This window comes from Streptomyces sp. MRC013, assembly GCF_023614235.1.
GTDB lineage: Bacteria > Actinomycetota > Actinomycetes > Streptomycetales > Streptomycetaceae > Streptomyces.
Genome location: NZ_CP094264.1, coordinates 284,697 through 301,470, shown reverse-complemented (window position 1 = coordinate 301,470; position 16,774 = coordinate 284,697). Strand labels below are relative to the sequence as shown.

Sequence of the window (16,774 nt, the reverse complement as noted above, 5' to 3'; positions counted from 1 at the left end):
CCACGCGCCCCGGCGTCCGGCCCCGGAGCGGCCGGACGGCGCGGGCGGGTGAACCGCGCCGCGCCGGGTACCCGGCGCCCCATGATGAAACGCGCTCTATGGCAAGGGCTGGTGGCCGGGGCGGTGGGCGGCGTCGTGATGACGCTGGGCGAGAAGATCGAGCAGGGCCTCACGGGCCGGCCCGACTCCCACGTCCCCGCCCGCGTACTGGAACGCCTCACCGGCATGGCCGAGCGGCCCGGCAAGCAGCCGCTGCCCGTGAACTGGGCCATGCACTTCGGCCAGGCCGCGGCGCTGGGCGTCCTGCGCTCGGTGATGGCCCAGGCGGGCCTGCGCGGCCCGGTGTCCTCGGCGAAGTTCGCCGTGGTCCGCCTCACCAACGACCAGATCCTGGAGAACGCCACCGGCGTCGGCGCCCCGCCGCAGACCTGGCCCCGCAAGGAGCTGGTGGTCGACCTGGTGCACAAGGCCGTCTACGCCTTCGCGACGGGGATCGTCGCCGACGTGCTGGCGTCCGCCGACGGCCCCGGCCCCGGACAGCGCCACGCCGCCCTCCGCCCCGGGCGCCACTCCGACGTCGGCCCGCTCCCCCGCGAGGCCTCCCGGGCGCGCGGCCGATGAGCCGCGCGCCCGGCGTTTCCCCGCCCCGCGGTGGGCTACTCGCTGCGGCATGGAGCGATCACTGATGCGTTATCGCGCGGCACGGGCCGCGCGGCGGCTTCTCCCGTCGACCGAGGGACCCGGCCGCGTCCTGCGGGGCGTGGACCGGCTGGAGCGGTGGTCCGGGGCGGACCGGCTGATCGGCGGGGTCCGGGCGGCGGTCCGGGCGCTCCCCCTGGGAGCCGGCAGGGACGCGCTGCACGGGCGCTGGCTCGGGCACCCCGTGCACCCGCTGCTGGTGCAGGTGCCCATCGGCACGTGGCTGTCGGCGGCACTGCTCGACGTGCTGCCCGGCCGGCGCCGCGGAGCGCGGACCCTCGTCGCCACGGGACTGGCCGCGGCGGGGCCGGCGGCGCTGGCCGGCTGGGTCGACTGGGCCGAGCTGCCGAGGGAGCAGCAGCGGGTGGGACTGGTGCACGCGGCGGCCAACGTCACCGCCGTCGCCCTGTACACGGCCTCGTACACCGCCAGGCGCCGCGGGTGCGTCCGGCGGGGCAAGGCGCTGGGGTTCGCGGGGCTGACCGCGGTCTTCGCCGGCGGTGCGCTCGGCGGCCACCTCGCCTACCGCCAGGCGTCCGGCGCCAACCACGCCGAGCACGTCCCGCACCTGGTCGAGCCGGGCTGGCACGCGGTGGGGGACGTCGGGGAGTTCCCGGTGGGGCACGCGGTGCGGCGCCGCGTCGGCGAGGTGGCGGTCATGGTGGTCCGCGAGGAGGGCGGCGCCTTCCACGTGCTGGCCGACCGGTGCAGCCACATGGCCGGGCCGCTGTCGGAGGGGGAGATCGCGGACGGGTGCGTGCGCTGCCCCTGGCACGGCAGCGTGTTCCGGCTGGCCGACGGCTGGAACGTGCGCGGGCCCGCGACGGCGCCCCAGCCGTCCTTCGACAGCCGCGTCGTCGGCGAGCGCCTGGAGGTACGCCTCCGGCACCTCGCCGGGGCCGGCGACGACACCGGCGAAGCGGCGTGAGGCCGCGCGCCGAAGCGAGGAGAGGAGCGGAGGACATGGCCGCCAGAACGATGCCGGGAACGAACGGGTCCATGGCGCCCGAGGAACGACGGGTACTGAGGGAAGGGCTGCGGGACCAGATCCTCAGCCTGTTGCTGGTGCTCACGGCCGTCGCGCTGTTCGTCGCCCCCTGGATCACCGGGGAGCCCGACACCGCCAAGGACGCCCACCGCAACGAGCTGGCCGTCGGCCTGGTCGTGCTGCTCGTGGCGATGGCCCGCTTCAAGTGGCACCTGGGCAGGTGGGCGGATCTGACGGTGCTGGTCGCCGGCGCCTGGCTGGTCGCCTCGCCGTGGCTGCTGGGGCTGCGCAACACCGTGGTCTTCGCCGACGGCGCCCATGTGTTCGACGTGGCCGCGGGGAGCGTCCTGATCCTCCTGTCGATCGTCTCGCTCCTGCTGTACCGGGCCGCCGCGCGGGACGGCGCCGGGAGCGGACGGCACCGCAGGGGGTGAGGCGGCCCCCCGGACGGGTCCGGCGGCGTCCCGGCGCGGCCTTCCGGCGCCGGGACACCGCCCGGGCAGTGTCCCGGCGCCGGGACGGGGCCGGGGCGCCGCGCCAGGACCGGGCGGGGACGCAGAACCGGGGGCCCGCCGGGCCGGCCCCCACCGCCGGGCGAAGCCCGTGGGCCGCGGCCGGGGCGGCGAGCGCCGGGGGCGACGGCTCATGCCGGAAGCCGCAGCCCGTGGGGCCGCGACCCGCCCCTCTCACTCACCGCCGGTGACCTTCTCGGTCAGCGCGCTGTAGGCCAGCTGGAGGACGTCCGCCCCGGCGAGGGCGGTGAGCGCGCCCGTGACCGTACGCGTGGCCCGCGGCCACAGCAGCCCGGCGGCGGTCAGGGTGGTGACGGTCCAGACGCTCAGGCAGAAGGGGCACGACACCAGTTCCCCCACCGTGTGCGAGGCGCCGCCGCGGGGCTCCTCGTGCACCTCGGCGGGGGCCTGCGGTCCCCGGTAGTCCGTGAAGGGCGCCCGCAGCGGGCGCGTCACCGCGCCCTTGCTCACCAGCCGGCTCAACCGGAAGGTCGCCACCGACGTCAGCGCCAGGTCCCACGGCTCCGGCCGTGCGGGCAGCGGGAGCCCCCGCGCCCGCACGGCCGCCGACCACGCCGCCGTGTAGCCGGCGAATGCGGCGAGCGCCGCGGCGTGCCCACCCACCGAAGTGGGGTCCTCCTCGCGGGCGTAGGCGTGGCGCAGCCGCCCGGCGATACGTGTGATCAGCTCCGACATCCCGTTTCCCCGCTCCTCGCGCGTCAGTGGCCCTGGCACGGGTGCCCTCACGCGCCCGCGCGAACCCTCGGCCCGCCGCCCACCGGGGCGGACGGCCGCCGGGCGGGCGGGGCCGCGGCGCCGGGTGGGCCACCCGGACCACCGCGCTGGTGGATCGGGACCCGCCACGGTAGGGATGGAAAGAAATCGGCCATACCCATGCGGATCGCGCCGTTCTCCCTCACAGGTCGCGCATCCCGGGTACCCGGCCCCTGCCGTGATCCCGCACCCGCGAAGGAAGCGCCCATGACGTTCAACCCCCTGGAGCAGCGCGGCATCCCGCTGGACCGCCAGGTCCGCAGCTGGCGGGAGCTCGACGTGGCTCCGATCGACCCGGACCACTGCGACCCGTACACCCGATGCCGGATCATCACCATGAACGGCATCGAGGTCGAGGCGATCCTCTTCAGCCACCAGATGGCGCGCAACACGGTGGACCCCGAGATCAAGCGGCAGCTCGCACAGGTCCGCTACGTCGAGGCGCAGCAGCAGAAGGCGGTCAACTGGCTCCTCCCGGGCGTGTCGTCGGTACTGGAGACGACGATCGCCTACGAGCAGGTCGCGGTCGACCTGACCGCCTGGGTGGCGAGGATGGAACCGGACCCGTACCTGAAGCAGGCGTACCAGTTCGGCGTACTGGAGGACTTCGACCACCTGTACCGGTACGCGAACCTCTACGAGATGATCGAGCACCGCAAGGCGGAGACGATCGTCGACGGGCTGACCGAGGTCATGCCCGGCCGCCCCACCCGGTTCCACCACCGCGACCCGGTCGACAACGTCCGCGACCCGTACGCCAAGAACGAGACGAACCCGCTGTCGAAGCTGCACGCGCTGACGATCATGTCGGCGGAGCAGCAGACGATGAACTTCTACATGAACACCGGCCCCACCTACATGGAGCCGATCGCCCGGCAGCTCTACCAGGAGATCGGCCTCGTCGAGGAGGAGCACGTCACCCACTACGAGTCCCTCGTCGACCCGGGGGAGACCTGGTGGGAGCGGCTCGTCAACCACGAGTACAACGAGTGCTACCTCTACCACTCCTTCATGGAGCAGGAGAGCGACCCCAAGGTCAAGGCGGTCTGGGAGCTCCACCTCAACATGGAGCTGGAGCACCTGCACGCCGCCTGCGACCTGATGCGCCGCCACGACGGCCGGGAACCGGCGGAGGTGCTGGCCCCCGAGCTGCCGAACGTGCTCACCTTCGAGCCGAACAAGGCGTACGTGCGCGACCTGCTGGCCACGCAGATCGACCTCACCACCCTGGGCGCCGGGTACGTGCGCGAGGCCCACGAGCGGTTCGAGGCGATGCAGGCGCGGCTCCACGGAGGCGAGGAACCGCCCAGCGACCGGGTCATGGCCGACCACCGGGAGATGTTCGGCCGGGAGTACCGGCTGGAGACCGAGGGCGAGCACCCCGACCCGGCGCTGCGGGAGAAGTGAGGACCGGTGATGGAGAAGACCGCGCCCACCCCGCAGGCCGGGGACGACAACGCCGGGAACGACGACGTCGTGTCGCTGCTGATGCGGCAGCACGGCGACATCCGCAACCTCTTCGACGAGGTGGAGAACGCCACGGGCGACGAGCGGCGGGACGCCTTCCACCGCCTGGTGCGCCTCCTGGCCGTGCACGAGACGGCGGAGGAGGAGGTCGTACACCCCTTCGCGCGCCGCAACGTGCCCGGCGGCGACGGGGTCGTGGAGGAACGGCTCGCCGAGGAGCGCGGGGCCAAGGAGGTCCTGGCCTCCCTGGAGGACATGGACCCGGACTCCCCGGACTTCGCGGCGAGGCTGCTGGAGCTGCGGACGGCGGTCCAGGAGCACGCCCGCGCCGAGGAGCGCTACGAGTTCGCCCACATCCGGCGCAGCGGCGACGCCGGCAGGCTCGCGATGATGGCCCGCGGCGTCAAGGCGGCCGAGGCGATGGCCCCGACCCGCCCCCACCCGGGCGTCGAGTCCGGCACGGCCAACGTGCTGCTGGGGCCGGTCGCCGCGCTGATGGACCGCACCAGGGACGCCGTGCGCTCGGCCATGGGCGGCTGACCGGGAAGGAGGCCGGCGCGTGTCGCGGAGGCGGGACGCGCCCCGGCCCCTCCGGTGCCACCACCGGGGGAGAGGCGCGAAGAGACACGCAGCCGCGGAGAGAGGAGAAGAGGACCACACCATGGCGAACGGAGCCGCCCCGCCCCGCACCGCCCCCCGGCCACGGCGCTCCCTGGGGGTCTTCGCACTGATCGGCGCCGCCCTGATGGCCGCGCTCGACGAGATCGTCTTCCACCAGATCCTCCACTGGCACCACTTCTACGACCGCTCCACACCCGGTGTCGGCCTCCTGTCCGACGGGCTCCTGCACACCGCCGAGATCTGCGCCCTGGCCGTCGGCGCGGTCCTCTACGCGGACCTGCGCCGGCTGCGCGCCCTGTCCCCGGCCCACGCCGGAGCCGGGTTCCTCCTCGGTCTCGGGGCCTTCCAGGTCTTCGACGGCGTCGTCGACCACAAGCTGCTGCGCCTGCACCAGATCCGCTACGGAGTGGACCTCACCCCCTACGACTGGGCCTGGAACACCGCCGGGGTCCTGCTGCTCCTCCTGGGAACCGCCCTGGCCCTGCGGGCCCGCCGCCGTACGGACGACCGGCGGGCGGACGGGTGACCCCGGACGCCGGTGTCCTCCCGAACGCCGCGGGCCACACGACCGGGGGCTTCGGCCAGATCGTCGCGGCGGCCGCGCTGGCGGCGGCCGCCGCGTACCTCCTGGCCGCCCTCCGCCTGCGCGGACGCGGCGACGCCTGGCCCCAGCGGCGCGACGCGTCCTTCGTCGTCGGCTGCACGGCCATCGCCCACGCGATGACGGCACCGCTCCCGGGCGGCCCCTTCACCGCGCACATGGCGCACCACGTCGTCACGGCCATGGCCGCCCCCGTCCTCGTGGTCCTCGGACGGCCCCTGACCCTGGTCCTGCGCTCCCTGCCGCCCGGACGCGTGCGGCGCGGCCTGCTGGCCGTGGCGCACTGCCGACCCGCCTCGTGGCTGGTCTTCCCGCCCGTGGCGGCGGCGCTGGACATGGGCGGCCTGTGGCTGCTGCACCGCTCGCCGCTCCTGGCCGCCGCCCACCACCGGCCGCTGCTGGACGCCGCCGTGCAGTTCCACCTGCTGGCCGCGGGGCTGCTCTTCGCCTTCTCGGTCTGCCGGGTCGACCCCGTACGCCACCGGTGGGGCCTGGCCGTGCGGGGCGCCACCCTGCTCGCCGCCGGCGCCGTCCACGCCGTGCTCGCCAAGACGCTCTACGCCGCACCCCCGCCCGGCACCGACTTCGCCGCCTCCGACCTGCACACCGGTGCCCAGCTCATGTACTACGGCGGCGACCTGGTCGAACTCGCCCTCGCCGCCGTACTCGCGGCCGAGTGGTACACGCGCCGGGGCCGCGCCCTGCGCAGACCCGGCACCCGCGCCGCCCCCGCCCCCGGCCGTCTCGAACCGGTGGCCGGGGAGCGGGGGCGTAGCATCCCGCCCCGGGGCCGCCCCGGGGCGGGATGCTACGCCACGCAGAACTCGTTGCCCTCGGGGTCCCGCATGACCCACCAGTGCCCGGCCGGCCCCTCGTCCACCTCCCGGACCCGGACCGCCCCCAGCCCCTCCAGCCGGGACACCAGGCCGTCGAGGCCGCCGGGTTCGCTGTGGACGTCGAGGTGCAGGCGGTTCTTGCCCGCCTTGCGCTCGGGCACCTCCTGGAAGAGGATCCGCCGGCCGCGGCCGACGCCGCTGGTCTCGTCGAACGGGTCCTCGGGATGGCGGATCGCGGCGTAGCCGCGGAAGATCCTGCGGCCGCGGTGCTCGGCGACCGCCTCCTCGCCGATGCGGCCCGCGGCCAGCAGGTGCCCGATGAGGGGACCGGGGTCCTCCACCTCGTACCCCAGGGCCGCGGCCCAGAAGTCCGCGAGGCCGGGGGCGTGTGTGCTGTCGACGACCAGTTTCCAACTCAGTGCCATACGACAAGTCGTATGGGCTGCACGGCCTTCCGCGCAACCGGCCGGGAGGCCGGCGCCGCGACCCCGCACCGGCCCCGGGACGACGGCCGACGGAACACCGTGCGGACGGCCGACCGCCCCGGTTCCCACGGGTGTGCGACCCGTGGGAACCGGGGCGGTACGGGCCCCGGCGGCACGCCGCGACGCGGTGCCGCCGGGCCGGTCCGAAGGCCGGGCCGGCCCGGCGGCACCCGCCCGGCACGCGGCGGCGGGCCCTACGCGGTGCCCGGGGTGCCGGGCATCCCCGGGGCGCCGGGCGTGCCGGGCGTGCCGGGCGTGCCCGACCCCGTGCCGCGGACCTCGTCGGCGACCTGCTGCCCGGACTCGCGCACCTGCTCCTTGAGGTGCGAGGCCTGGTCACGCGCCTGCTCGCCGGTGGTGCGGGCGGCTTCCGCGGCGGTCTCCTTGACCTGCGCGGCGGCCTGCCGGGCGGTCTCCGCGGCCTCGTCCTTCAGCCGCTGCGCCGACTCCGCCGCCGCCGCCTTGACCGGCTCCATCATCTCGCCGGCCCGGTCGGAGATCCGGTTCACCGCCTGCTGCTCGGACTTGGTCTCCGGCAGCAGGGAACCGACGAGCATCCCGGCGCCGAACGCGATCACCCCGGCTGCCAGCGGGTTGCCCTGTGCCTGCCGCATGGCCTGTTCCGGGGCCTGCTTGACGGCCTCGCCCATGTGCTCGGCGCCGCCCTGGGCGGAACGCGCCATGTGGCGCGTCCGGTCGGCCGCCGCGCTGCCGGTGTCCGAGGCGACGCCCATGACCCGGGCCCGCAGGCCCGATGCCGCCGAGCGCGCCCGGTCCGCGCGCCTGCGGACCATCCGCTTGGGGCTGGTCCGGTCGGCCAGCCGGTCGACGTTCTGCGACAGCCTGTCCCGGGTCGCTTCGATGTCGGCCCTCACTTGGTCGGGTGACGTGCCCACTGTGCGTCCTCCTTCAGCGTTTCGATCGTTCGCTCCGGCTTCGGCGACACCTCCCGCATACGGGACCGGCCGAGCGCGAAGAGCACGGCCGCGATCACCGCCCACACGGCGGTGACGATGAGTGCGGCCCAGCCGGCGTCCATCACGTTGGCCAGCCCGAACACGGCCGCCAGCGACAGGAACAGGGCCACCATGTAGCCGGCGAAGCCGGCGCCGCCGAACATCCCGGCGGCCTTCCCCGCCTTCGCGGCCTCCTCCTGGATCTCGGCCTTCGCCAGCCGGACCTCCTGCCGGAGCAGGTGCTGCACGTCCGCGGTCACCGCGGCCAGCAGCTCACCGGCCGAGCGGTCCTGCGCGGGCCGCAGCTCCTCGGAGGAGAGGGGATGCGCGCCGCTCCGCGCACGAGGGGAAATCGTCGCCATCTCACACCACCCGGGGGTATTCCTGCATTTCCGTGCGTACCGGTTCGCCCACGGGCGGGGCCGGTTCCGCGGTGTCCGGCACCTGCCGCGCTTCGCTCTCGCCGGAGTGCGCGGCCTTGCCGGCCTTCATGAGGCGGCCGGCCACCAGGCCCGCCAGCACCGCCCCGCCGAGGAAGGCGCCCGGCCGCCGGCGCGCGAAGCCCTGGAGGTCGCCCATCAGACCGTCCACACCGTGCTGCTCCAGGTAGTCCGCGGCACGGCGGCCGCGGTTCGCGACCTGCACGACGGCGCTGCGTGCGGGGGAGTCGCCCGACGCGCTCTGCGCCATGCCCTCGAGGTCGTCCGCCCACTGGCGTACGGTGCCGGCGAGCCGCTCCGTCTGGCCCCGGCCCTCGTCCCGGACGCGGCGGCGGAGGTCGCGGACGGCGCTCTCCGCCTGCTGGCGGGCCTCACCGGCGACCGTCTTCGCCTGCTCGGCGGCGCTCCCGACCACCTCACGGCCCGCCTGACCGGCCTGAGAGGCCGTGACCGAGGCCTGTTCCTTCGCGACCTCGCCCGATTGCCGAACCCGACCGGCATCAGTCATAAGCCACTCCTCCTTCAGCTGCGGACCCCCGTGGAACCGGGGCCCGCCGGATTGTGTGTCGGGCTCGCGGGTACCACCGGGCGCCGGTACAAAACAAAGATCGCCCCGGCTTCCCGTCTCGCCGCGCCCGCGGGCGGCGCGGGGAAGGGGCCGCCGGGACGTCCGGGCCGGGGCCGGGGAGGGGCCGCCGGGGGCCGCCGGGCGGACCGGCGGCGGCCCGCACGTCCCCGGACGGCGGCGAACCGGAGGAGCCCCCCGAGGTCCGCCCGGCGGGGCGGCGACCCGGCGAGGGCACGGTCGCCAACCGGTCGAGGTGATTTGCCGGGGGTTGTCCGAGTCGGGACGTGTGCCCCCGGAGTGCAGAGCTGATAAGACGCCCGTGGTTCACACGAAGGGGGTGCCGCCCTCACCCGGATGCCGCGCATCCAGGGGATGGAGGTTGCGTTAGGGGGGATATGGCAGCAACGCTCACCGACAGTCACACATCCGGTCGCGCCAGAGTCCCCGCCTGGGCGCACACGCCCGTGGTCATGGGCGACTTCGTCTTCATCCCCGCCTCGGCCCTTCCCCGCGGCGTCCACGGGAAGCTCTGGAGCACGGACGAAGCCGTCTCCCTCACCTGGTCCGCTCCCGTCCTGGAGGAGTTCGTCACCGCGATGGACCGCATCGAGCGCGACTTCTCGCGCTCCTGGACCAAGGCCGACCTGTCACCGGACGGTGCGGCCGCGGGCACCGGGAAACGGGCGGGGCTGCACGGTCATGCGTGATTTCGGGGCGGGGGAGGGCTTCGGCACCCCTTACGGCTTCCACGACCGGACCGGTACCCAGGCGTGGGCGCATCCGCCCGAGGTCCCGCCCTTCCCGCAGGCGGACCTCCCCGGATACGGCGGACACGCCGGGCACGGCGACCTGCTGGACCCCTCCTGGGACCCGGCGGAGGAGCTGGCCTCCCTGCTCCAGGACGCCATCGCGGCCGAACGGAACACCCTCCCGCCGGCCCGGCGCCCGGAGGACGAGGGCCGTCCGCCCGACCACGCCCCCCTCGCGCGTCTGACGCAGATCCCCGCCGACCTGGAGCCCGTCCCCCGCGCCGCCGGGCCCGGCCACCGCAGGACCCGCCGGATCGCCATCGGCTGGGTGTCCGCGGCCAGCTGCTCGATCGCCGCGGTGACCGCCGTACTCGTGCCCGTGGTGAGCGTCTTCGGCGGTGCCATCACCTACGGCCCGCTGCGCCACGTCGCCGAGCCCCGCACCCCCGCCCACGCCGCCGACTGGTGGCCCCTGCTCGTGTACGGGCCGTGGCTCGTGGCGTCCCTGTCCATCCTGCGGGCCGCCGTGCACCAGCGCCGCGCCACCCACTCCTGGGTCGTCGTCCTGCTGTTCTCCCTCACCGCGATGCTGCTCTGCGTGGCCCAGGCGCCCCGCACCTTCGTCGACGCCGCCGCGGCCGCCCTGCCGACGGCGGCGTCCGTGGCCTGCTTCCACCAGCTGGTCCGCCTCGTCACGCTGACCAGGCCGCCCCGCAGACCCGCGCACAGCCGCCGCGTCCTCCGGCCGGCCGCCCGCCACGGCGGGCAGGTCACCCCTTTCGCGGGGACCGCCCACCTGCCCCGGCAGCCGTCGGGCCGCGACCGCGTCCTGTGACGGGCGGTGCCCCTCCCCGCGCCGCCGAGGGGAGGGGCACCGCCCCGCGCGGGAGGCCGGCCCCCGCCCCCCGTACGCCCGAACCACCGCCCGCGCAAACGGTTCCACCGCTGTACCCGTGCCCGCGCCTCTGGCAGAGTCCCCCCACGGGACTCGGGAGCAGGAGGCGGCGGAATGACGTGTCGGCGGCGGACGCGGGCGACCGCGCGGGAGCGCCTGACGGCACCCGCCGCGGCCCCCCCGCACCACCGGCCGGGGCACGACGGCGGGGGGTGACGCCGCCGCCCGCCGGGGCTCCGCGCCCCCTTCCTCCCCGCCCCGCTCCCGCCGCCGACGGGGGACCGGGACCGTCGACGCCCGCCGCCGTCCGGCGGGCCGTGGAGCTCGACGTGACCACCGACTCGAAGGGGAGCGACCGTGGGGGGATGCCTGTTCCTCGTACTGGCCGTCGGGTTCCTCGGGAACCTGCTGGCGGCGCCGCTGACCGTCTCCGACCTGATGGCGGCTCAGTCTCCGCCGCAGTACCCCGCCCCGTGGGAGTGGGCCGTCCTGGTGGCGGTCTCCGCGGTGACGGCGCTCGCCGTGACCTGGTCGGCCGGGCGTCGCCGCCCGGGCCGCGCGCCCGCCCTCGCCGCCGGCACCGTACTGCTGCTGACGCTGTGCGCGGTGGTGACGCTGCGGGTCCGCGACCTGGTCGGCACCGACGACCCGACCTTGACGGGGACCCTGCAGGGCCTCGCCGCCGGCGTCACCGCCCTGGCCTTCCGCGGGGTGGCGCGCCGGTGGGAGCGGGGCAGGCCGTTGCCGGGGGAGGTGTGGCTCGCGACGGTGCCCTTCCGGGACAGCGACGAGGAGGCGCGCCACTACTGCGTCGTGCTGAACCGCCGCCCGGGGTACGCCGACGTCCTGCAGATCACCTCGCAGAACAAGGACGGCCGCCCCGGCTACGTCTTCATGCCCAACGGGGAGTGGGACACCGTCTCCGGCAAGGGCCACTGGGTGGAGACCGCTTCGCGGCCGCGCCGGGTGCCCTACCGGAACTTCCTCAAGGACCGGCCCCAGGGGCCGTGCCCCGCCGAGACCTGGCGGCGGTTGCGCCGCCGCTCCGCGGTACGGCTGCCGCCGTCGGGCCGGGGCGGCCCGACGGCGCCGCCGCGAGGGCCGGAGACCCGGGCCCGCCGGAGGGGGCGGCGCACGCAGCCGCCGCAGGCCCGAGCATCAGGCCGCCTCCCATGGCCAGGACGGCCGCGACGCGCCGCTCGCCGATCCGCGCGGGGGTGCCTGTCACGTATGGTGCTCCTCTCCGGTCGCCCGCGCCGCCGTGGCGCGGCGCGGCTGGACAGTCGGTGAGGCTCCCAGTCCCGGCGCACCACCGCACGGCGTTTCCGCCCCCCGTCGCCCGGTCGGCGTACACGGCGCCTCCACCGGGGAGGGCGCCCGCCGCACGCCTTCCCGCCCCCGGGCACCGCTCCTGCGGTAGCGGGGATCGGCCGCCGGGGGAAGGCGGAGGCCCGTCCCGCTCCTCGGCCCTGCGGGACGCGGCGGGGAGTCGCAGCGGACACCGGTCTCCCGGGGGCACCGCACGGCTCCGAGGCCCCGGGGGGCCGGCGTGCCGGAGAGCCTCCCGGCCACCGCCCGGCCGGCGCCCTCCGGGCGACCGGCACCGCGGGCGCCCCGCCCGGCGGCCGACGGGCCGTGACGCGGTGCCGGCCCGGGTCCGCGGACTCCCGTGATCAGGGCGGTGTGGTCTCGAGCCCCGCGCCGTCGCCGCGGCCGTCGACGGTGGCGATCCGTTTCCTGAGGTCGGCGTGGACGAACTGGAAGACGGGCCCCACCTGGCGCAGGACGTGCAGCAGTCGGGCGTCTTCGAGGAAGGGCAGGGGGCGACGGGGCAGGTGGCTGACCTTGGAAAGCCTCAGGCCGGCCTCCCGGTATCGGAAGTAGGCGCTGTTCGACAGGGCCAGCAGCCCGGCGGCGAGCCCCACGGCCAGGTTCGCCTCCAGGGTCTCCAGCCACGCCGCGAACACCTGCAGCGCCACGTGCCGGCTGTCCGCCAGGTCCCACCACACGGTGAGCGTCCATTTGACCAGGGGCGGAACCACGGCGAACACCAGGACGGCGTAGGCCACCACGCGCTCGCCGCGCAGAGTCGACCGGGGCGTCTCCTGTTCGAGGTCGGTCGGCAGCCGCGCCCAGCGCAGCACCGCCAAGCCCAGGCCGAACAGGACGCCGAAGAACGCCCCCAGGAGCCCGGAGGCCGTGAGGCGCTCCCACAGCGTGACGTAGGGCGCCCAGGGCGCCACCACCAGGCCCAGGAACACGACCAGGGCCACGCCGCTCACCAGCCCCCCGCCGACGCACGCGGGCAGCAGCCGCAGCAGACTCGAAAGGGGGGCCCGGAAGCTCAGCCGGCTCGGGCGGTCGGTGCTGCCGCCCAACCCGAGGAAGGCCATGATCCCGACGATCAGCAGGAACAGGGCGGCGCGGAAGACCGCCCGCTGATTGGCGAAGCTCAGGTCCGCCCCCGGGTCGAGCAGCGCGAGGTCCATCAGCGGCCGGCCGGTCTCCTGCCGGGTGGAGAGCATGCACAGCTGGCCGGCCGTCTCGGCTCCCACCCAGAACAGCACCGTGAAGGCGATGATCTTCCCCGGCCGGACGGGGCGTTCCCGCCGGCCCGGACGCGGCGGGACCTGCCGCCGGATCAGCGCGCAGCCGAGTATTCCGACGGTCAGCACCGCCATCGCCGCAAGCCACCACAGGGCCGCCCTCAGCCAGGTGTGGGCGGCCACGCCGACCTCGTAGTGGAAGTCGATCGATCCCGCTGTCCGGGCCCAGTGTTCGATCACGGCCCCGACCGCCGGAGCGAGCGGGAGGAGCACGGCGCACCAGACCCCGACGCGGCGGACCACCTCGGCGAGGACCCCCTCCCGCGCCGGTCCGCGCGGCCGGTGTCCCGGTCGACGAAGGCGAGTCGGAGCGCCGTGGTGGCGGCCGCGGTCGTGGCGAGCGTGACGACCAGGAAGCACAGGAACCGGCTGAGCGGCGGCAGCGCCCAGTGGAAGTAGTCCCCCGCCATGCAGCCCGCGCCCAACCCGACGGCCGCGCCCACGACCGGGCCGGACAGGGGGCCGACCGGTTTCGGGGGCAGGGCCCGGTGCAGCTCCCACCAGGCGATGTCGTCCGTGCCCTGCCGACGGAGGTGCCTGGCGAGGAAGCCCAGTGACATCTTCGCGTCGCCGGCGTGCCAGCGGTTGGCCGCGGTGCGGCGTACGTCGGGGCCCGCCGGGTCCACGGTGGTGGGCTCGTCGGCGAAGACCGCGGGGACGAGACTGTCCAGCAGGTGGTGACTGACGCTCTCCGCGTCGGCGTGGCCGAGCAGTTCGGCGGGGTCGGAGTCCGGCGCGGAGTACACGGTCCGGGCCAGCCAGACGTTCAGGGGCAGTGAGAGGGCCCGGGCGAGGGGCCCGTCGGGGTTCCGGGTGATCTCGTCGGTCACCGGCCGCCAGACGGAGGCCCGCTGCGGAGCGACCACACTGCCCAGGTACGCCGCCACGTCGTCGGCCCGCGCGGGCAGGGCGACCACCGAGGCGGCCGCCGTGACGACGTCGCCCACCTCGACCGCCGCCCGGTACTCGGCCGTACGGGAGGCGAGGATCAGCGGCTCGTGGACGGCGATCGCGCGGTTGACGGCTGCCAGGGCGTACGGCCGGAGCTCCGGCGACAGTTCGTCGAAGCCGTCCAGGACGGGCAGGACGCGGCCCGCGGCGACCAGTTTGCGGGCGGCGTCCCGGCCGTAGATCTCGTGGTTGCGCAGCGCCGGGTAGTCCTCGCGGATACGGCGCCCCATCCAGTCGCCCAGGGACTCCTTCTGCGGGTTCCACGGTGCCAGGTCCAGGAGTACGGGCACCGGCTCGCCGGGAGAGGCGTCCCGCACGAGTTCCCGCACCAGCAGGACGGCCAGGGCGGTCTTGCCCGCGCCCGGCTCCCCGAGTACGACCAGCCGGCGGCGGGGAAGGGCGCGGAAGGCGGCGGCGAACCCGCGGGCGTCGTCGCTGCGGCCGGACAGCATGCGTCCCACCAGACGTACGTGATCGCCCGACGCCGTCTGGTCGCTGCGCCAGCGGACGGCGAGCGGATGGGGGTCGAGGAGCCCCCGGGCCGCCGCCTCCTCGGTCCACTGACGGCGCACCATGGCGGCGAGCGCCTCGGCGGCCTGGTCCAGCTCGGCCTCACTGGCCGGCGCCGCGGGACGCGCCCGGTGGCGGGACCAGCCGAGCACGCCGACCGTCGCCGAGACCAGGATGCTCAGCGCCGCCACCGCGGTCTCGCCGCCGGCCCGGACCAGGACGGCGACCAGCGCGGAGAAGGCCACCACGCCGGTCGTTCCGACCAGCCAGGGCCACCACCTTCTGTCGACTTTCACAGCGGAAGCGTCAAACTCTCGGCGCAGGCACCGGACCGGACCGCACCGTGGCCGTCCGTCGGACCACCCGTCCGCTCCCGGAGCCCACCGCGTCACGCGCGGCCACGCGACCGCACGGCGGTGATCCGGCTGAAGCCCGTGGATTCCCCGGCGCTACCCGTCCTTTGCCGGCGCGCTCAGTGTGATGTCCAGCGGGTCGTCGGACGGAATGGTGATCCCAGCCCCCTTGGGCAGGGCGATGAAGCAGCTGGGGCCAGGACATTTCATGACGAAGTCCTGGTTCTCCGACGCGAGGCCGAGGATTTCCCTGACGGTCCATCTGCTCCGCTCCTCCGTCGGCAGGTCCACCGGGACACCGCCTATTTCGATCGAGAAGGATTCTTTGCCCATGGTTTTCACCTGCCCGAATGACTGAACGCGACAGAACCGCTGTCGGACGATCCCACGGGGCAGCGGGTATCGGGTATCGGGGCGCCGCCCGGCCTCCCGCGCGCACGGTCCCCGGCAGATCCGCGATCTGCGGGGACGGCGGGGCTTGTCACCCGCACGCCCTTCGTCTCCACGCTACAGCGCCCCGGTACGGGCCGCTACCAGGGAAATCCCGCCCCCACAGCGCCCCCGGACCGCGGGGGCCGTCGGCGCTCCCGTGGTCGCCCGGGGAGGCGGGGCGGTGGACGGCGACGCGGTCGATCGGCGGCGCCGTGCCCTCCGGGACCACGGAGGCTGCGCGGGAGGCGTCTCGTGCGGTCCCTGCGAGGCCGGGGACGAGCGCGGCCGGAAGCGTCCACCGGTGCTCGCCCGCTTCGGTCGCCGCCCGGTGGGGAGGCCGGCGCAGGACCCGCCCACGGGTGGGTTCCGGCCCGTCCACGGCACGGACGGGCCGGGACCGGCACCGGACCGGTCCGAGCCGCCGCCGTGTTCCGCGCTCACGGCGCCGGGCGGCCGGTCCCCCGGCCGGGAACCACAGGGGCGAACCGGACGGTCCGGGCCCTGACGGGGGGACAGGCAGCCGGAGTTCCGGGCGGGCAGGCCGCTCCCGGCTGACACCCCGCCCACCGGCAGCTCCACCCCCTCCCCCGGTCGACCCGGGGGACCCCCTGCCGGAACAGGTGGAAGGCGGCTCACGAAGCCCCGCCGGACGAGGGCACCGCCCGGCACGGGACGAGGGCGTCCCGTGCCGGGCGGGCCGGGGCCGTCCGCCGCCGTCCGGCGGCCCCGAAGCCCCGGCCCGGATCGGCTCGCGGCGGCCCTCCGGCGTCGGCCCCCGCAGGCAGCGGTCACCTCGTCCCGCCGGTCCTCGCGCGACGCCGGGGCGGACACCTCAGCCACGTACGACGCCGATCCCGCCCGGACGCGGTTCGCCCCGGGTGCGTCCCTCCCCGACGCGCCGGGGAACGGGCCGCACCGGGAGGGCCGGCGAAGTCCCGCCGGGGGTTGTGCCGCAACTGCTGGTCATGGACGGGACGATCCTTCCGCGTCCGGTGTGACCGGCCTTGCAGGAAACCCCACCCGGTGGTGCTGGGGACGGTCCTTCCGCGTCCGGTGCGACCGCGGCGTCGGGGCCCTCCCGGGCGGCCCCGTCCACCGGGCCGAGCCCGCGCCGGTTCGGCGAGCTGGTCGCCGTACTGCGGCGCGGGGGCGCGGACCCGGTGCGCAGGGGCCGGCCCCGGAACCCGCCGCTTCGGGACCGCGTGCTCCCGGTCGCCGCCCGCCGGCGGACGAACCTGACCCCGCGCCAACCGGCCCCGCCGTCCGGGGTGTCCGGGCCGGTCTCCGCCCGAAAGGCGACGGCGTCCACCACACCGTGCTCGGCACCGCCC

At 75.7% G+C, this 16,774-nt stretch carries 17 protein-coding genes and 1 pseudogene; 10 read left to right on the top strand and 8 right to left on the bottom strand.

The features are described from left to right. Positions 1-81 precede the first annotated feature (81 nt). The 3 genes from LUW75_RS01375 to LUW75_RS01365 all read left to right on the top strand — a co-directional run bounded on the left by LUW75_RS01375 (position 82) and on the right by LUW75_RS01365 (position 2,121). Positions 82-621 carry a hypothetical protein gene (locus tag LUW75_RS01375; RefSeq protein WP_250333983.1) on the top strand — a complete coding sequence of 180 codons (540 nt, stop codon included), beginning with the start codon at positions 82-84 and terminating at the stop codon, positions 619-621. Between the two features lie 64 nt (positions 622-685). Next, positions 686-1,627 carry a Rieske (2Fe-2S) protein gene (locus tag LUW75_RS01370; RefSeq protein WP_250337508.1) on the top strand — a complete coding sequence of 314 codons (942 nt, stop codon included), beginning with the start codon at positions 686-688 and terminating at the stop codon, positions 1,625-1,627. 35 nt (positions 1,628-1,662) lie between these two features. After that, positions 1,663-2,121 carry an SPW repeat domain-containing protein gene (locus tag LUW75_RS01365; RefSeq protein WP_250333982.1) on the top strand — a complete coding sequence of 153 codons (459 nt, stop codon included), beginning with the start codon at positions 1,663-1,665 and terminating at the stop codon, positions 2,119-2,121. Between the two features lie 252 nt (positions 2,122-2,373). Here LUW75_RS01365 and LUW75_RS01360 read toward each other — a convergent pair whose 3' ends face one another. Beyond that, the gene (locus tag LUW75_RS01360; protein ID WP_250333981.1) at positions 2,374-2,895 is read right to left on the bottom strand and encodes a DUF1360 domain-containing protein; all 522 of its coding nucleotides are present in this window, start codon (positions 2,893-2,895) and stop codon (positions 2,374-2,376) included. 285 nt (positions 2,896-3,180) lie between these two features. Here LUW75_RS01360 and LUW75_RS01355 point away from each other — a divergent pair, with 285 nt between their 5' ends. The 4 genes and pseudogenes from LUW75_RS01355 to LUW75_RS01340 all read left to right on the top strand — a co-directional run. Then, on the top strand, positions 3,181-4,380 hold the full coding sequence (locus tag LUW75_RS01355; RefSeq protein WP_250333980.1) for a hypothetical protein: 1,200 nt from the start codon (positions 3,181-3,183) through the stop codon (positions 4,378-4,380). Positions 4,381-4,389: 9 nt separating this feature from the next. Continuing rightward, positions 4,390-4,980: a hemerythrin domain-containing protein gene (locus LUW75_RS01350; protein WP_250333979.1), complete on the top strand. Its 591-nt coding sequence runs from the start codon at positions 4,390-4,392 to the stop codon at positions 4,978-4,980. Positions 4,981-5,101: 121 nt separating this feature from the next. Then, positions 5,102-5,587: a DUF2243 domain-containing protein gene (locus tag LUW75_RS01345; RefSeq protein WP_250333978.1), complete on the top strand. Its 486-nt coding sequence runs from the start codon at positions 5,102-5,104 to the stop codon at positions 5,585-5,587. After that, positions 5,584-6,336: pseudogene (locus tag LUW75_RS01340) on the top strand (cytochrome c oxidase assembly protein); the annotation flags it as partial. The gene LUW75_RS01345 and the pseudogene LUW75_RS01340, both read left to right, overlap by 4 nt. Before the next feature lie 134 nt (positions 6,337-6,470). Here the strand turns inward: LUW75_RS01340 and LUW75_RS01335 are convergent. The 4 genes from LUW75_RS01335 to LUW75_RS01315 form a co-directional block, all read right to left on the bottom strand. Then, entirely contained in the window at positions 6,471-6,923 is a 453-nt protein-coding gene (locus tag LUW75_RS01335) for a VOC family protein (protein WP_250333977.1), read from the bottom strand. A 254-nt stretch (positions 6,924-7,177) separates the two neighbouring features. Continuing rightward, positions 7,178-7,879, bottom strand: a complete 702-nt coding sequence (locus LUW75_RS01325; RefSeq protein ID WP_250333976.1) for a DUF3618 domain-containing protein — start codon at positions 7,877-7,879, stop codon at positions 7,178-7,180. Further along, positions 7,855-8,301: a phage holin family protein gene (locus LUW75_RS01320; protein WP_250333975.1), complete on the bottom strand. Its 447-nt coding sequence runs from the start codon at positions 8,299-8,301 to the stop codon at positions 7,855-7,857. The genes LUW75_RS01325 and LUW75_RS01320 overlap by 25 nt, the downstream gene beginning before the upstream one ends. A 1-nt stretch (position 8,302) precedes the next feature. Further along, positions 8,303-8,794, bottom strand: coding sequence for a hypothetical protein (locus tag LUW75_RS01315; RefSeq protein WP_250333974.1), 492 nt, complete (start codon positions 8,792-8,794; stop codon positions 8,303-8,305). A gap of 623 nt (positions 8,795-9,417) precedes the next feature. Between LUW75_RS01315 and LUW75_RS01310 the strand changes: the two genes are divergently transcribed. The 3 genes from LUW75_RS01310 (at position 9,418) to LUW75_RS01300 (ending at position 11,881) form a co-directional block, all read left to right on the top strand. Next, the gene (locus LUW75_RS01310) at positions 9,418-9,654 is read left to right on the top strand and encodes a hypothetical protein (RefSeq protein WP_250333973.1); all 237 of its coding nucleotides are present in this window, start codon (positions 9,418-9,420) and stop codon (positions 9,652-9,654) included. Further along, complete coding sequence (locus tag LUW75_RS01305) at positions 9,647-10,531, top strand: DUF2637 domain-containing protein (RefSeq protein ID WP_250333972.1); 885 nt, start codon at positions 9,647-9,649, stop codon at positions 10,529-10,531. Before LUW75_RS01310 ends, LUW75_RS01305 begins: the two co-directional genes overlap by 8 nt. Positions 10,532-10,948: 417 nt before the next feature. Continuing rightward, positions 10,949-11,881, top strand: coding sequence for a hypothetical protein (locus tag LUW75_RS01300; RefSeq protein WP_250333971.1), 933 nt, complete (start codon positions 10,949-10,951; stop codon positions 11,879-11,881). A gap of 383 nt (positions 11,882-12,264) precedes the next feature. Here LUW75_RS01300 and LUW75_RS01295 read toward each other — a convergent pair whose 3' ends face one another. The 3 genes from LUW75_RS01295 to LUW75_RS01285 form a co-directional block, all read right to left on the bottom strand. Continuing rightward, complete coding sequence (locus LUW75_RS01295) at positions 12,265-13,377, bottom strand: hypothetical protein (RefSeq protein ID WP_250333970.1); 1,113 nt, start codon at positions 13,375-13,377, stop codon at positions 12,265-12,267. Continuing rightward, positions 13,374-14,954 (bottom strand): NACHT domain-containing protein, encoded by a 1,581-nt coding sequence (locus LUW75_RS01290; protein ID WP_250333969.1) that lies wholly within the window; start codon positions 14,952-14,954, stop codon positions 13,374-13,376. The genes LUW75_RS01295 and LUW75_RS01290 overlap by 4 nt, the downstream gene beginning before the upstream one ends. 153 nt (positions 14,955-15,107) lie before the next feature. Further along, the gene (locus tag LUW75_RS01285) at positions 15,108-15,344 is read right to left on the bottom strand and encodes a hypothetical protein (protein WP_250333968.1); all 237 of its coding nucleotides are present in this window, start codon (positions 15,342-15,344) and stop codon (positions 15,108-15,110) included. Positions 15,345-16,774: the final 1,430 nt, after the last annotated feature.

Bases quoted from the DNA above. Each gene is read 5' to 3' on its own strand.
- LUW75_RS01365 (WP_250333982.1), top strand. From the start codon at position 1,663: ATGGCCGCCAGAACGATGCCGGGAACGAACGGGTCCATGGCGCCCGAG.
- LUW75_RS01285 (WP_250333968.1), bottom strand. From the start codon at position 15,344: ATGGGCAAAGAATCCTTCTCGATCGAAATAGGCGGTGTCCCGGTGGAC.
- LUW75_RS01335 (WP_250333977.1), bottom strand. From the start codon at position 6,923: ATGGCACTGAGTTGGAAACTGGTCGTCGACAGCACACACGCCCCCGGC.
- LUW75_RS01370 (WP_250337508.1), top strand. From the start codon at position 686: ATGCGTTATCGCGCGGCACGGGCCGCGCGGCGGCTTCTCCCGTCGACC.
- LUW75_RS01305 (WP_250333972.1), top strand. From the start codon at position 9,647: ATGCGTGATTTCGGGGCGGGGGAGGGCTTCGGCACCCCTTACGGCTTC.
- LUW75_RS01375 (WP_250333983.1), top strand. From the start codon at position 82: ATGATGAAACGCGCTCTATGGCAAGGGCTGGTGGCCGGGGCGGTGGGC.
- LUW75_RS01310 (WP_250333973.1), top strand. From the start codon at position 9,418: ATGGGCGACTTCGTCTTCATCCCCGCCTCGGCCCTTCCCCGCGGCGTC.
- LUW75_RS01320 (WP_250333975.1), bottom strand. From the start codon at position 8,301: ATGGCGACGATTTCCCCTCGTGCGCGGAGCGGCGCGCATCCCCTCTCC.
- LUW75_RS01355 (WP_250333980.1), top strand. From the start codon at position 3,181: ATGACGTTCAACCCCCTGGAGCAGCGCGGCATCCCGCTGGACCGCCAG.
- LUW75_RS01350 (WP_250333979.1), top strand. From the start codon at position 4,390: ATGGAGAAGACCGCGCCCACCCCGCAGGCCGGGGACGACAACGCCGGG.
- LUW75_RS01345 (WP_250333978.1), top strand. From the start codon at position 5,102: ATGGCGAACGGAGCCGCCCCGCCCCGCACCGCCCCCCGGCCACGGCGC.
- LUW75_RS01360 (WP_250333981.1), bottom strand. From the start codon at position 2,895: ATGTCGGAGCTGATCACACGTATCGCCGGGCGGCTGCGCCACGCCTAC.